The organism is Nocardia cyriacigeorgica (genome assembly GCF_029868385.1).
GTDB classification, from domain to species: Bacteria; Actinomycetota; Actinomycetes; order Mycobacteriales; family Mycobacteriaceae; genus Nocardia; species Nocardia cyriacigeorgica_F.
In genome coordinates this window covers 1-13,964 of sequence record NZ_JARWNX010000058.1, presented here as the reverse complement: position 1 = coordinate 13,964, position 13,964 = coordinate 1, and the positions used below count along the sequence as shown (strand labels likewise).

The 13,964-nt window shown below is 65.5% G+C and carries 10 protein-coding genes, 1 tRNA gene and 1 pseudogene; 10 read left to right on the top strand and 2 right to left on the bottom strand.

All coding sequences use genetic code 11. The features are described from left to right. Positions 1-92: 92 nt before the first annotated feature. Together QH168_RS19230 and QH168_RS19225 are read left to right on the top strand one after the other, a co-directional pair. Positions 93-1,340: an oxygenase MpaB family protein gene (locus QH168_RS19230; RefSeq protein ID WP_280236115.1), complete on the top strand. Its 1,248-nt coding sequence runs from the start codon at positions 93-95 to the stop codon at positions 1,338-1,340. Between the two features lie 254 nt (positions 1,341-1,594). After that, positions 1,595-1,795 carry a hypothetical protein gene (locus QH168_RS19225; RefSeq protein ID WP_280236114.1) on the top strand — a complete coding sequence of 67 codons (201 nt, stop codon included), beginning with the start codon at positions 1,595-1,597 and terminating at the stop codon, positions 1,793-1,795. Positions 1,796-2,023: 228 nt separating this feature from the next. On the opposite strand, the gene QH168_RS19220 is transcribed toward QH168_RS19225, so the two are convergent. Further along, complete coding sequence (locus QH168_RS19220) at positions 2,024-3,133, bottom strand: lipocalin-like domain-containing protein (protein ID WP_280236113.1); 1,110 nt, start codon at positions 3,131-3,133, stop codon at positions 2,024-2,026. Between the two features lie 758 nt (positions 3,134-3,891). On the opposite strand from QH168_RS19220, the pseudogene QH168_RS27735 reads away from it, so the two are divergent. Further along, positions 3,892-4,278, top strand: a pseudogene (locus QH168_RS27735) (tyrosine-type recombinase/integrase); the annotation flags it as partial. A gap of 133 nt (positions 4,279-4,411) precedes the next feature. Here QH168_RS27735 and QH168_RS19215 read toward each other — a convergent pair. After that, positions 4,412-4,498 (bottom strand) — tRNA-Leu (locus QH168_RS19215). Between the two features lie 155 nt (positions 4,499-4,653). On the opposite strand from QH168_RS19215, the gene QH168_RS19210 reads away from it, so the two are divergent. From QH168_RS19210 to polA, 7 genes are all read left to right on the top strand, one after another. After that, on the top strand, positions 4,654-5,268 hold the full coding sequence (locus QH168_RS19210; protein ID WP_280236112.1) for an ANTAR domain-containing response regulator: 615 nt from the start codon (positions 4,654-4,656) through the stop codon (positions 5,266-5,268). 227 nt (positions 5,269-5,495) lie between these two features. Then, entirely contained in the window at positions 5,496-6,695 is a 1,200-nt protein-coding gene (locus tag QH168_RS19205; RefSeq protein WP_280236111.1) for a branched-chain amino acid ABC transporter substrate-binding protein, read from the top strand. A 93-nt stretch (positions 6,696-6,788) separates the two neighbouring features. Next, positions 6,789-7,826, top strand: coding sequence for a branched-chain amino acid ABC transporter permease (locus QH168_RS19200; RefSeq protein WP_280236109.1), 1,038 nt, complete (start codon positions 6,789-6,791; stop codon positions 7,824-7,826). Further along, positions 7,823-9,250, top strand: a complete 1,428-nt coding sequence (locus QH168_RS19195) for a branched-chain amino acid ABC transporter permease (protein WP_280236108.1) — start codon at positions 7,823-7,825, stop codon at positions 9,248-9,250. Before QH168_RS19200 ends, QH168_RS19195 begins: the two co-directional genes overlap by 4 nt. Continuing rightward, entirely contained in the window at positions 9,247-10,227 is a 981-nt protein-coding gene (locus QH168_RS19190; RefSeq protein ID WP_280236107.1) for an ABC transporter ATP-binding protein, read from the top strand. The genes QH168_RS19195 and QH168_RS19190 overlap by 4 nt, the downstream gene beginning before the upstream one ends. Next, entirely contained in the window at positions 10,214-10,945 is a 732-nt protein-coding gene (locus tag QH168_RS19185) for an ABC transporter ATP-binding protein (RefSeq protein WP_280236106.1), read from the top strand. Before QH168_RS19190 ends, QH168_RS19185 begins: the two co-directional genes overlap by 14 nt. 60 nt (positions 10,946-11,005) lie before the next feature. Then, positions 11,006-13,774, top strand: a complete 2,769-nt coding sequence (gene polA / locus QH168_RS19180; RefSeq protein ID WP_432421136.1) for a DNA polymerase I — start codon at positions 11,006-11,008, stop codon at positions 13,772-13,774. Positions 13,775-13,964: the final 190 nt, after the last annotated feature.

Sequence of the window (13,964 nt, the reverse complement as noted above, 5' to 3'; positions counted from 1 at the left end):
TCGGCTTCATCGAGTTCGATCCGCACCAGCCTCGGAACCGGCTGCTGGTCCGAGGCCACAGCGGATGGCCCCAACGGCGGAGGTGTTTGACAGTGACGAACCCAGCGGTGGTGAAGATTCCCACCTCATACCGGTACTTCGACAACCGCAGCAGCGCGGAGGGTCAGGCGGCGGCCCGAATGGCCGGCCTGTTCGTGAAAGGCCCGCTGGCTTTGCCGGACGAAGTCGCGCGCGAGCTCGGGCGCGACCGCGGCCGAGCGGACCCCCTGTCGGACGATTTTGTCGAAGCGGCATTCAGCGGACACTACTCGCGCGAAGTGCGCAAGCTTGTCGACCAGGCGCTGGGCGAGGGCATCGACGCAGTGACCGACGCCCCGCCCGAGCTGAAGGCCCTGTTCGACCACCTCGACACCGAGCCCGAATGGCTGGATTGGGACCGGGTCGAGCGTGGAGCGAAGGTGTTTCGCCGATACGGCGTCGACGCGTTCTACTACTTCGGGCTCATCTCCCTCGACGGCTACCGGCGCGAGGTGATTCACAAGCCACTGGTGCTGACCGGCGCATACACAGGAGGCAGCGCCTTCGGCCGCTACCTAGAGACGTGCCGGTTCTGGCTGGACATCTCCGAACCCGGGGCGCTGCGTCAGGGTGAGGTGGGCCGCCGGGCAGCGGTGCTGGTACGGGTGATGCACTCGATGATCCGGCACAGGATCGGCCCACACCCCGAATGGGACAGCGAACGTCTCGGCGCGCCGCTGAGTCAGAATGCCCAGTTCGGGCCCATCATTCTCTCGTTCGCCCTCAGCCAGCACGGCAAGATGATCGGCTACTTCTCCACCGACGAAGAAGTTCTCGACCACATGCACTTCTGGCGCTATGTCGCCTATCTGCTGGGAGTGGAACCCGCGTTCTTCCCCGAGACGATCGATGACTGGTGGCGGGTGGTGTACCTGTCCCAAGTGATGGACGACCCGTCCGACGGACCGGACTCGCGAAGTCTGTCGCAGTCCTTCATCACCGCGTTCGGGCCGGCCGATACCGATTCGCGAGAAGTGCGAAAGTGGAAGCGGTCCGAGCAGGCCCGGGTCCTGGGGTGGACACGATTCTTCCTCAACGATGCCGTCTTCACGGCCAATCAGCTTCCCTTGCCCGGATGGAGGCGCTGGCTACCGCTGACCCGGCTCGTGCCCAATCTCGTCGACGAACTCTGCCGCCGTGCGCTGCCTGGCTACAGCACCTGGCTCGATGCCCGTCGTCGACGGCAGCGCGCATCCTGGCTGAACCGGCACACCGAAGGTCGCGCCGCCCGTTTCAGCCCGGTCGAAACACTGGCTCGGTAGCCGGTCGTGCGCACGGGTGTACGGCTCTGATCGAACTCCGGCTACCGGGCGGCGCATGTTCACCGGGCATACCGAGATGGTCGTCGCGGCCGAACAATGAAGGGCCCCAGTCGAACGACCGGGGCCCTTCACATTTCTGGACAACCGAGTTTGGCTCCCAGAGCTTCGCGGCGAACCAGGTCAGCGGGCGTGCGGCAAACTGATCAGGCGGGGTAGGGCCCGGTTGAGCCACCCCGGTCGGCGGAAACTCAGCAGTGCTATTCCCGGAACGGCGAAACGCTGGGTGGAAGCCGGAGGAGCGGATCGCGCACGGCTTCGCGCTCACGGTGACCTTGCTGCGCACGAACCCCGTGCGCACCAAGACCCTCGCTGTGGACGCCAACGAGGCACTCGCGCCGCTGACCTCCGGCGCGGGCGCGGTGATGGACACGGCCGTCGAGTTCACCGAGGACTGACTCCGCCAGGCGGCCCCGACCTGGGCGAGACCGAGGAGCCAGCCGGGCTGATCGCGCGTCTCATGCACTCACTCGCGCTCACCCCCCACGCGGTCCCCCGCCTCGAAACCCACACCGAACTCCACGATTTCGCCACCCGGTGGCTGTGCCCGATGGCGCTGCGAGACCGATCCGGCCCGTCCTAAGTAGTGCGGCCGACGGCGAGGTACGCGTCGGCCGGGTCGCGCGCTATTCCGGACGCGGGTGACCGAAGTACATCAGCTCCCAGATCGCCTGATCGCGGTAGGAGTCGATCAACTCCTCCCCGCGGTGAGGGCTGATCTCGAGATTGCCGATGAAACGCAAGTAGGCCCCGTCGAACCGGGTGGCCTTGGCGGCGATCCGTTTGAATCCGGTCAAGCTGTCGGCCATCTTGCTCCGCGTCAGGTCTCGACTACGGGTGAAGGTGACGGAGTACCGGTCTTCGCCGTCGCGGTAGATGTAGCGAGTGATGCTGGCGACGGGTTTCTTGGTGCTGATGTCGGTGTAGATGCCATCGGTCTCGAAGGTGACCTTGTCAGGGTCATCGAGGAGAACAGTGTTGTCGCGGGCGAGCATGAAGATGATGATCGGCTCGTAGCCGTACTTGGCGGCAGCGGTGATGTGCGAGGCGATTACGGTGTAGGGGCCGGCTTGTCCGCGCGCCCAGTACCAGTGGTGCACAACCTGCATCAGGCCGACATTTCCCCAATTGTGGTCGTGGTAACCCACGCCGCGGGCTGGGTGAGTGGTCCCGTCGACGGTGTAACTGCCTGTGACCGTGCCTTGTGGGACGGCGGGCAGCCACCCGAAGTCCTGCTGACCGTCGGTGCCGAAGAGGATGTGGCCGGTACCGGGACGCCACGAAGGTACGTCGGCGGTCAGGGTGATATCGACGCTGACTTCGTCGTCGGCAGCGGTGATGTGGTAGGTGTGCAGGTCCCCGCTGAATCGGTTGTCACCGATACGGACGTCGGCGTGGTCGGTGGCGGCTGCCCATTCGTCGGGGGAGTAATGAACCATTTTCTGAAGGTGTCGCCCGTCGGGTAATTCCAGTTCCAGTCTCAGCAACGGCGAGAGGGATTTACCCGGCTCGGACAGGTCCTTGTTCATGAACACCACGATGAGGTTGGCGCCGTCGTCGAGGTGCGCGTCGAAATACCACCACTCGTAGGTGCCCGCGGAATTGTCGGTGCGAGCCCCGTCCTCCCATGGCTCGATGGTGGTAGCGCGCCACGATACAACGGTCGAAGCTTGCACTCCGACGCCCTGGACGGTGATGCAGCGAGCCGATACGAGTGCGGCGACCGTTCTGGCCACCGTGGCTGCTCGGAGAATCCGCCGCGCCGCCGTGTCAAGATTTTCTGCCGACGGCTGGCAAAATTTTCCCAGGCGCCAGATGCGAAAGTGGTCTCGTGGAGTCAGCTACCGTGTGCCATGGTGTCGAGCTGCTGCTGAACTCGTGCACGCAACGTCCGACAACGAATCAAACCGGGGTACGCCGGTCCGTGGTTCATGGTCGGATGACGGCGCGGCAGGCGCCCACGCGCCCGTGGTCCCACCTGGGGCGATCCGCCGCGGCTGACTGGTCCCGACTTCTGCCTGTGAGGAGCGCACGCCAACATCTACGTCGGGCGGCTCGACTGCCATTTGACTGGGCATGTCACGTGAATCCCGCACCTCCGAGGCAGTCGGGGCTGCCTGAACGTTGACAGCGTGGCCCTCACAGGCATGTCCCCTCGATCCCGACTCGACCATCTCGTCGTCCCTCCGGCGCGGATCCGGGAATGCGAGTAGGTGATACAGGTGTTGAGAATCCTGGGCAAGTCGTGGAAAGCAGGGGTGGACCCCGAAGATGCCCAGGTCAGCGGCGGTGTAGGCTTTGTCGGTCATGAAGTCGGCACAGCGTTTCCGCAGGTCGCCGCAGGTTCCCAACAGTTCCCGGCAGATCCCTGTTTCAGCAGGTAGGCGGCGGTTTTGGTGTCCTGATGTGCCGAGTTCATTCCCCTTGGTTCCGTCCTGACCCGCCGGGGATTCGTAAAATTTTCGTATGCGACTAGCGGGCGGCCGGGCTCAGGGTGATGGATGTCGATCTCGACGCCCGTCGCGTCCGGGTGATGCGGTCGGCGACCTATGTCCGGGGTGCGGGCACGGTAGTGACCGACACTAAGAACCACACGGCCCGTGCTGTCCCGGTCCCGGAGACGTTGGCGAAGGAGCTCGCCAACCTCATGAATGGTCGTCGACCCGACGCACTCGTCTTTCCGAGCTGGAAGGGTGGCTACCTCGAGTCGACGGAGTTCCGGTGGGTGTTCGACCAGGCCGCCAAGGCGGCGGGGCTGAGCAAGATCGCTCCGCATGGTCTGCGCCACACGGCGGCGTCGCTGGCGATCAGTGCGGGGGCGAATATCAAGGTGGTTCAGCGGATGCTGGGGCACAAGACGGCCACGCTGACTCTGGACCTGTATGGGCACCTGTTTGCGGACGATCTCGACGCTGTGGCGGTCGGGATGGACGCGGGGCCAGGACTGCTGCGGACCGATTGCGGACTGCGTGAGATGACGACGTGGAAAGCGACGGCAAAAATACCGCCTGACCTGGTGCCGAGTGTGGGACTCGAACCCACACGCCCTTTCGGACAACGGTTTTTGAGACCGTCGCGTCTGCCAGTTCCGCCAACTCGGCGCACCGGAGGGAAATGATAGCGGGTCGAGGGCGATATCGGCGAACCGGTCGGCCCTCGGTGTGAGCTGGGGGAGGTTTGCGCTGGGTAGATGCGTTCTATGCCGAAGTGAAAGGTAGTCTTTACAAGCTCGAGCACCGAACCAGAGGGGTCTTCTATGAGCACTACTGCGGGCGCGGACGCCAAGGCCGCCGCCGTGGCGAAGCGTGTCGTCGTCGCCGAGGACGAGGCCTTGATCCGCATGGATCTGGTGGAGATGCTCACCGAAGAGGGCTATCAGGTGGTCGGCGAGGCGGGCGACGGCCAGCAGGCGGTGGATCTCGCGGTGGAGCACCGCCCGGATCTGGTGATCATGGACGTGAAGATGCCGCGTCGCGACGGTATCGACGCCGCTGCTGAGATCGCCTCGAAACGTGTTGCCCCGGTGGTGATCCTGACGGCGTTCAGTCAGCGCGATCTGGTCGAGCGGGCCCGCGACGCGGGGGCGATGGCCTATTTGGTGAAGCCGTTCACCAAATCGGATCTGGTGCCCGCCATCGAATTGGCCGCGAGCCGGTTCCATGAGATCACCGCGCTGGAGGGCGAGGTGGCGAGTCTGTCGGAGCGGCTGGAGACGCGGAAACTGGTCGAGCGGGCCAAGGGCGTGCTGATGCAGACCCAGGGGTTGTCGGAGCCGCAGGCCTTCAAATGGATTCAGCGCACCGCGATGGATCGCCGGACCACCATGAAGGCGGTCGCGGAAGTGGTGCTGGAAAATCTGACGCCGCAGTGACGCCGTGCCCCTCGACGGGCACTAGGCGATTTACCTCATGGAAACATGATGGTGAAAAAGAATTCGACACGATGTCATCGGCATGATCCGAATGTGATGCGGATCTAACGTGCCGACGCTATGTTTCTGCGCAGGCTGAGTGGTCGGCCTCCTCGGTGGGCCGGGGAAGCACAGGAACGTAGAGGTGAATCGTGCTCGGTGCGACATGGCGAAACCGTACGATACGAGTGCTGGGGGCCGGTGCGGCCGCGGCTCTGGTGCTGACCGGATGTAGTGATAAATCGACGGGGGATTCGGACGCCACCGGTACCGGCGGCGCCGGGGGCCTGTCCATTCAGCCGGTGATGCAGATCGACGCCGAGGGCAGACAGGTGCCCGCCGCCGATACCGGGGTGGCCGCCGATCCCGCCGGTGACGGTTCGGCGACCTGCCCGGACAACACCTCGATCGCCATGGCGGGCGCGCTCACCGGGCCGAACGCCGCGCTCGGCACCAATATTCTCTACGGGGCGAAGCTCGCGATCGACCAGCACAACCGGGCGAATCCGGGCTGCCAGATCCAACTGAAACCGTTCGACACCGAAGGCAATCCGCAGAAGGCGACGCAGGTCATCCCACAGATCGTCAACGATCCGACGATCGTCGGCCTGATCGGCCCTGCCTTCTCCGGCGAAACCAAGGCCACCGGCCAGATTCTCAGCGATGCGGGCCTGGTGGCGGTGTCGTCCTCGGCCACCAATGCCTCGCTCACCCAGAACGGCTGGCAGACGTTCTTCCGCGGCCTGGCCAACGATGATGTGCAGGGCCCGTCGGTGGCCAATTACATGATCAACACGGCCGGATACGAGAAGGTGTGCGTCGTCCAGGACAACACCGATTACGGTGCGGGCCTGGCCGCCAGCATCACCGCCGCGCTCGGCCCGGTGGCCGATCCGGCGTGCGCCGCGAGCATCAAAGAAGGTGACAAGGACTTCTCCGCCACCGTCACCAAGATCTCGAGCGTGAACCCGGATGCGATCTTCTACTCCGGCTACTACTCCGAGGCCGCACCGCTGGCCCAGCAGTTGAAGGCCGGTGGTGTGGAGGCGACCTTCGTCTCCGCCGATGGCAGCAATGATCCGCAGTTCGTCTCCCAGGCCGGAAGCGCGGCCACGGGTGCGGTGCTGTCGTGCCCGTGTGGTCCGGCGCCGGAGGAATTCACCACCGAGTACGAGGCGCTCAACAATCAGGCTCCCGGCGTCTACTCGGTCGAGGCCTACGACCTGGCCACCATCCTGGCCACGGGTATCGACGACGGGAAGCTGACCCGCCCGGATCTGCTCGAGTTCGTGCGCGGCTATGACGCGGCCGGGCTGGCCCGGCAGTACAAGTGGGACCCCAACGGTGAGCTGTCCAATGCGCTGATCTGGGTGTACGAGGTCAAGTAGCGGGAGCGGGCGACGGCGCGTACTCCGACCCATGCCGGTGGTCGGGGTACGCGCCGATCCATCAGGGGCGACAGCGATGAGGGCTTGGCACGGATGACTCCTACCGTTTATGTCGGCGCGTTACCGCTCGCCGACGGTTCGATCGACTTCGACTACGAAGCGTTGATCGATCAGTTCTGGCGGCTCACCGTCGACGGATTGTCCTACGGCGCGATCTATGCGCTGGTCGCCGTCGGCTACACGCTGGTCTACGGCGTGCTGCGGCTGATCAATTTCGCGCATTCGGAAGTGTTCATGCTCGGTATGTTCGGGCAGTACATCGGATTGATGTTGCTCGGATTCTCGCCGAGCGGTGACGCGTATTCTCAGGGCGTCATCCTGACCGTCACTTATCTGGGGTTGGCCATGCTGTTCGGTATGGCGGTCTCCGGTGCGGCGGCGGTGGGATTGGAGCGGGTCGCGTATCGCCCGCTGCGCCGCCGCGGCGCCAAACCTTTGATATTCCTGATCACCGCGATCGGTATGTCGTTCGTGCTACAGGAATTCGTGCATTTCATCCTGCCGAAGTTGTGGCCGGATCTGGGCGGCACCAATGCGCAGCAGCCGATCATCCTGGTCGAGCCGACGGTGCAATTCAGTGTCGGCGGCGCCGACGTGACCAATGTGACGATCGTGATCGTGGTGGCGGCAGTGGTATTGGCGGCCGCGGCCGAACTGCTGATCAACCGGACCACCTTCGGGCGCGGTATCCGCGCGGTCGCCCAGGACCCCGATACCGCGACGCTGATGGGCGTTTCGCGCGAGCGGGTCATCATGCTGACCTTCCTCATCGGCGGTGTGCTCGCCGGTGCGGCGGCATTGTTGTACGCGCTGAAAATCCCCAACGGCATCATCTACTCCGGCGGGTTCATCCTCGGTATCAAGGCATTCAGTGCCGCGGTGCTCGGCGGTATCGGCAATCTGCGCGGTGCGCTGCTGGGCGGATTGCTGCTCGGGTTGGCCGAGAACTACGGGCAGATCCTGTTCGGCACCGAATGGCGCGATGTGGTGGCGTTCGTGGTGTTGGTGCTGGTGCTGATGTTCCGGCCGACGGGCATCCTCGGTGAGAGTCTCGGGAGGGCCCGCGCATGAGTGATCGGATGGCGAAGATCGAGGCTCCGCAGCCGCCGCCGCGGCCCATGCACGGCGCGGGCGATGCGGTGCGCGGCTGGTGGGACGGCCTGAGCAGGCCCGAGCAATGGGCGTACGGGGTACCCGCGATCATCGCGCTCGCGCTGCTGCCGTTGTTCCCGCCACCGCTGATCGACACCCCCGGCACCAGCTTCGGCGGGGTGATGGCACAGTTCGCGATGTACGCGCTGATCGCGATCGGCCTCAATGTGGTGGTCGGGCAGGCCGGGCTGCTCGACCTCGGATATGTCGGTTTCTACGCGGTCGGCGCCTATACCGTCGGCCTGCTGACCAGCCCGAACAGCCCGTGGAATCAGACCGACGGCGGCTGGCTCGACTCCGATTGGGCCTGGTTGGCGTGTGTACCGCTGGCGATCGCGGTGACTGCGGTGTCCGGTCTGATCCTGGGTTCGCCGACGCTGCGGTTGCGCGGTGACTATCTGGCGATCGTGACCCTCGGTTTCGGTGAGATCGTGCGACTGCTCGCCGACAACCTGGTCGAGCTGACCAATGGCAGCCGCGGTCTATCCGGTATCGCCTACCCGCATATCGGCGAATCCGCGGACCACCCGAGCGGCGTGTTCTCGGCGGGCAATGTCGGTGACGCCGACGCCACGAATCTGCTCGACCGCGCCAACTCCGGCACCTGGTGGTACTGGCTCGGCATGTTCTGCGTCATCGTGGTGCTGCTGATCGTCGGCAATCTGGAACGCAGCCGGGTGGGCCGCGCGTGGGTTGCCATCCGGGAGGACGAGGACGCCGCCGAGATCATGGGTGTGCCCGCGTTCAAGTTCAAACTGTGGGCCTTCATGATCGGTGCGGCGGTGGGCGGTCTGTCGGGCGCGCTGTACGCGGGGCAGGTGCAGTACATCAACCCGGCAGGCTTCAACATCATCAACTCCATGCTGTTCCTGTGCGCCGTGGTGATCGGTGGACAGGGCAATAAACTCGGTGTCATCGTCGGGGCGTTCCTCGTCGTGTATCTGCCCAACCGGTTGATGTCGGTGCAGCTGGTGACCGACGAGACCACGGGCTACATCCAGCTCGCGGTGCTCGCGGCGGTCTTGGCCGGGATGGCGGTGGCCTGGAAGCTGTGGTCGCGTGGTTTCGACACCTGGGTGCGCCGGGTGTTCGTCACGGTCATCGTGGTGCTCGGCGTGTACTGGGTGGTCCTGCTCGGCAGTGTGCTGCTGTTCCGCCCGCAGGGCGCGCAGACCCTCGGCGACCTCAAATACCTGTACTTCGGCATCGCACTGGTGGTGATGATGATCCTGCGGCCACAGGGTCTGTTCCCGGTCCGGCAGAAACTGCTGGCCTACGGCAGGCAGATCTACCTGGCGGTGCGCCGACCGCTGCGCGGCGAGCCGGTGGGAGCGAACCGATGACCGGGCCGGGCGCGGGCGATGCGCTGTTCGACAACGAGGATATGGCCGCCGGATATGCGCCGGAACCGGAGGTGGAATCGGCGGGCACGGTCGACGTGGCCGCGGTCGATCCGGCCCTGGCCGATGCGGCCGCGGTCGCCGAGGTCGTCGCACCACGCCGGGAGACCGAGACCGCCGTCGGCGAGCCGCTGCTGCGCACCGACAGGCTCACAGTGCGGTTCGGCGGTCTCACCGCCCTCGACGCCGTGAGCTTCGAGATCCGCCGCGGCGAGATCCTCGGCCTGATCGGCCCCAACGGTGCGGGCAAGACCACCTGCTTCAACGCCATCACCGGCGTGTACCGGCCGTCGGCGGGCACGGTGCTTTTCGATGGCAAACCGCTCACCAAGACCAAACGTAACGCGATCACCCGCCTCGGCATCGCCCGCACGTTCCAGAATGTGCGGCTGTTCGGTGAGATGACGGCGTTGGAGAACGTGGTGGTCGGCACCGACGCCAGGCACAAGACCTCGGTGCCCGGCGCGATATTGCGCACCGCACGGCATCGGCGGGAGGAACGTGACGCCATCGAACGTGGGATGGCGTTGCTGGAGTTCGTCGGTATCGCGCCGCGGGCGGTGGAGAAGGCCCGCAATCTGTCCTACGGCGATCAACGCAGGCTCGAGATCGCTCGCGCGCTGGCGACAGAACCGAAACTACTGTGCCTGGACGAACCGGCGGCGGGGTTCAATCCGAGCGAGAAATCGGCGCTGATGGATCTGATCCGCAAGATCCGCGACGACGGTTTCACGGTGCTGCTCATCGAGCACGATATGCGGCTGGTGATGGGCGTGACCGACCGCATCGTCGTACTCGAATTCGGCCGCAAGATCGCGGACGGTCTACCCGCCGACATCCGCGCCGATCCGGCGGTGATCGCCGCCTACCTCGGGGTGCCCGACGACGAGGACGGACAGGACGGTCATGAGCACAGCTGAACCGCTACTCGAAGTCGACGATATCTCGGTCAACTACGGCAGAATCCGTGCGCTGCACGGTATTTCACTGCGCGTGGCCGAGGGCGAACTGGTCACCCTGCTCGGCGCCAACGGCGCGGGCAAGACCACCACCATGCGCGCGCTGTCGGGCCTGCTGCCGCTGACCAAGGGCCGCATCGTCTTCGAGGGCCGCGATATCAGCCGGATGAAAGCACACGAACGGGTCGTGGCCGGATTGATCCAGGCGCCGGAAGGGCGGGGCATCTTTCCCGGCATGACCGTGCAGGAAAACCTCGACATGGGTTGTTACGCACGGCCGTTCAAGCAAAAGGCCGACTATGCCGCGACCCTGGACCGGGTGTTCGAGCTGTTTCCACGGCTGCGGGAGCGGCGCAAACAGGTCGGCGGCACACTGTCCGGTGGCGAACAACAGATGCTGGCCATCGGCCGCTCGCTCATGGCGCGGCCGCGGCTGCTGCTCCTCGACGAACCGTCGATGGGGTTGGCGCCCATGGTGATCCAGCAGATCTTCCGCATCGTCAGTGAGATCAACGAACAGGGCACCACGGTCCTGCTGGTCGAACAGAATGCCAGGCAGGCGCTCAAACGCAGCGACCGCGGCTACATCCTGGAGACCGGTGCGGTGACCAAGACCGGCACCGGTACGCAACTGCTGGTCGACCCGGCGGTGAAGTCGGCGTATCTGGGCGTGGGCTGAGCGGCGACGCCAGGGTGTCGCCCGTTCGACTTGTCGGTGGCTGTCCCTAGACTCTGGGGGGTGAGTTCACCGACGACAGCCCCGCGTTCTGCCTCTTCCGGATCAGGCACGGCACCGAGCACCACGTCGAGTGCCGCGACGGCCGCGGGGGAGCGGCCGACGCTATTGCTGATCGACGGCCATTCGGTGGCCTACCGCGCCTTCTACGCGCTACCGGCGGAGAACTTCAAAACCGTCACCGGCCAGACCACCAACGCGGTGTACGGCTTCACCGCCATGCTGATCAATCTGCTGCGCGATGAGAAGCCCAGCCATATCGCCGCCGCGTTCGACGTCTCCCGCCAGACCTTCCGCACCGAGGCCTATCCGGAATACAAGGCCAACCGCATCGCCACGCCCGACGAGTTCCGCGGCCAGGTCGAACTCACCAAGGATGTGCTCGGTGCGCTGGGTATCCCGGTGATGGCGATCGAGGGCTACGAGGCCGACGATGTCATCGCCACCCTCACCACGCAGGCGGTGCCGCAGGGCTACCGGGTGCTCATCGTCACCGGCGACCGCGATTCCATCCAACTGGTCAACGACGACGTCACCGTCCTCTACCCGCGCAAGGGCGTCTCCGATCTCACCCGCTTCACCCCCGAGGAGGTGCAGGCCAAATACGGTCTCACCCCGGCGCAGTACCCCGACTACGCGGCACTGCGCGGCGACCCGAGCGACAATCTGCCCGGCATCCCCGGTGTGGGGGAGAAGACCGCTGCCAAATGGATCCGCGAGTACGGCGATCTGGCCACCCTGGTCGACAAGGTCGACGAGGTGCGCGGCAAGGTCGGCGACGCGCTGCGCGCCAACCTGAGCAGCGTCGTGCTCAACCGGCAGCTCACCGAAATGGTGCGTGATGTGCCGCTGCCCTACACCCCCGATCAGCTCGCCCAGGCGCCGTGGGACCGCGAACGCATCCACCGGCTGTTCGACGATCTGGAATTCCGGGTGCTGCGCGATCGGCTGTTCGAGACCCTGGCCCCGCCGAGCCCGGAGGCCGATTCCGGTTTCGAGATCAGCGGTTCGGCGCTGGCGCCGGGCAGCGTGGGCGATTGGCTGACCGATCACGCGCCGGTCGGTGTGCGTCATGGTGTCTCGGTGGTCGGCTCGGGTGCGCCCGCGCACGGCGACGTCACGGCGATCGCCATCGCCGCCGCCGACGGTGAAGGCGCCTATATCGACGTCACCGGGATGACGCCCGACGACGAGGCCGCCCTCGGCGCCTGGCTGGCCGATCCGGCGTGCGCCAAGGCACTGCACGAGGCCAAATCCGCGATTCACGCCCTGCGCGGGCGTGGCTGGTCGCTCGCCGGGCTCACCAGCGATACCGCGCTCGCCGCCTACCTGGTCCGGCCCGGTCAGCGCAGCTTCAATCTCGACGATCTGTCGCTGCGTTATCTGCACCGTGAGCTGCGCGCCGAAACCGACGAGAACCCGCAGCTGTCACTGCTCGACGATGAGGACACCGTCGACGCCGAGGTCGCGCAGACCGAGATGCTGCGCGCCCGCGCCGTGGCCGACCTCGCCGAAGCCCTCGACGGTGAGCTGGCCGGTATCGAATCCACCGCGCTGCTCGGCGAGATGGAGCTGCCGCTGCTCGAGGTCCTCGCCACCCTCGAGGACGCGGGTATCGCCGTCGATACCGACCAGCTGGAATCGCTGCAACGTCAGTTCGCCGACAAGGTGACCGAGGCGGCCAACGCCGCCTACGAGGTGATCGGTAAGCAGATCAACCTCGGCTCGCCGAAGCAGTTGCAGGTGGTGCTGTTCGACGAACTCGACATGCCGAAGACCAAACGCACCAAGACCGGCTACACCACCGACGCCGATGCGCTCGAATCGCTCTACGAGAAGACCGAGCATCCGTTCCTCGCGCATCTGCTGGCCCACCGCGACGCCACCCGGCTCAAGGTCACCGTGGACGGTCTGCTCAAATCCGTCGCCGACGACGGCCGCATCCACACCACCTTCAACCAGACCATCGCCGCCACCGGCCGGTTGTCCTCCACCGAGCCGAACCTCCAGAACATCCCGATCCGCACCGACACCGGCAGGCAGATCCGCGACACCTTCGTCGTCGGGGCGGGCTACGAATCGCTGATGACCGCCGACTACAGCCAGATCGAGATGCGCATCATGGCCCATCTGTCCGGCGACGCCGGCCTGATCGAGGCGTTCAACTCCGGCGAGGATCTGCACAGCTTCGTCGCATCCAAGGCCTTCGATATCCCGATTTCCGAAGTGAACCCGGAGATGCGGCGCCGGATCAAGGCCATGTCCTACGGTCTGGCCTACGGTCTGAGTTCCTACGGCCTGTCCGCGCAGCTGAAGATCAGCACGCAGGAGGCCAAGGACCAGATGGAGGTCTATTTCGCCCGCTTCGGCGGTATCCGCGACTATCTGCACGAGGTGGTGGAGCAGGCGCGCAAGGTCGGCTACACCCAAACCCTGTTCGGCCGCCGCCGGTATCTGCCCGACCTGGATTCCAGCAACCGGCAGCGCCGTGAAGCCGCCGAACGGATGGCGTTGAACGCCCCTATCCAGGGCACGGCCGCCGACATCATCAAGGTCGCGATGATCAACGTGAACAAGGCGATTCAGCAAGCCGGCCTGCGCTCGCGGATGCTGTTGCAGATCCACGACGAACTCCTCTTCGAGGTCGCCGCCGGTGAACGGGAAACCCTGGAGACCTTGGCCCGCAACGAAATGGCCGCCGCCATCGACCTGTCGGTCCCGCTCGACGTCTCCGTCGGCACCGGACACAGCTGGGACTCGGCCGCGCACTGAGCGACTGCACGAAAGATGATGCGGGGCACCACCGATACGCCCCGCATCATCCTTGCCGTGAGCCGTGAGCCGTGAGCCGTGAGCCGTGAGCCGTGAGCCGTGAGCCGTGAGCCGTGAGCCGTGAGCCGTGAGCCGTGAGCCGTGAGCCGTGAGCCGTGAGCCGTGAGCCGTGAGCCGTGAGCCGTGAGCC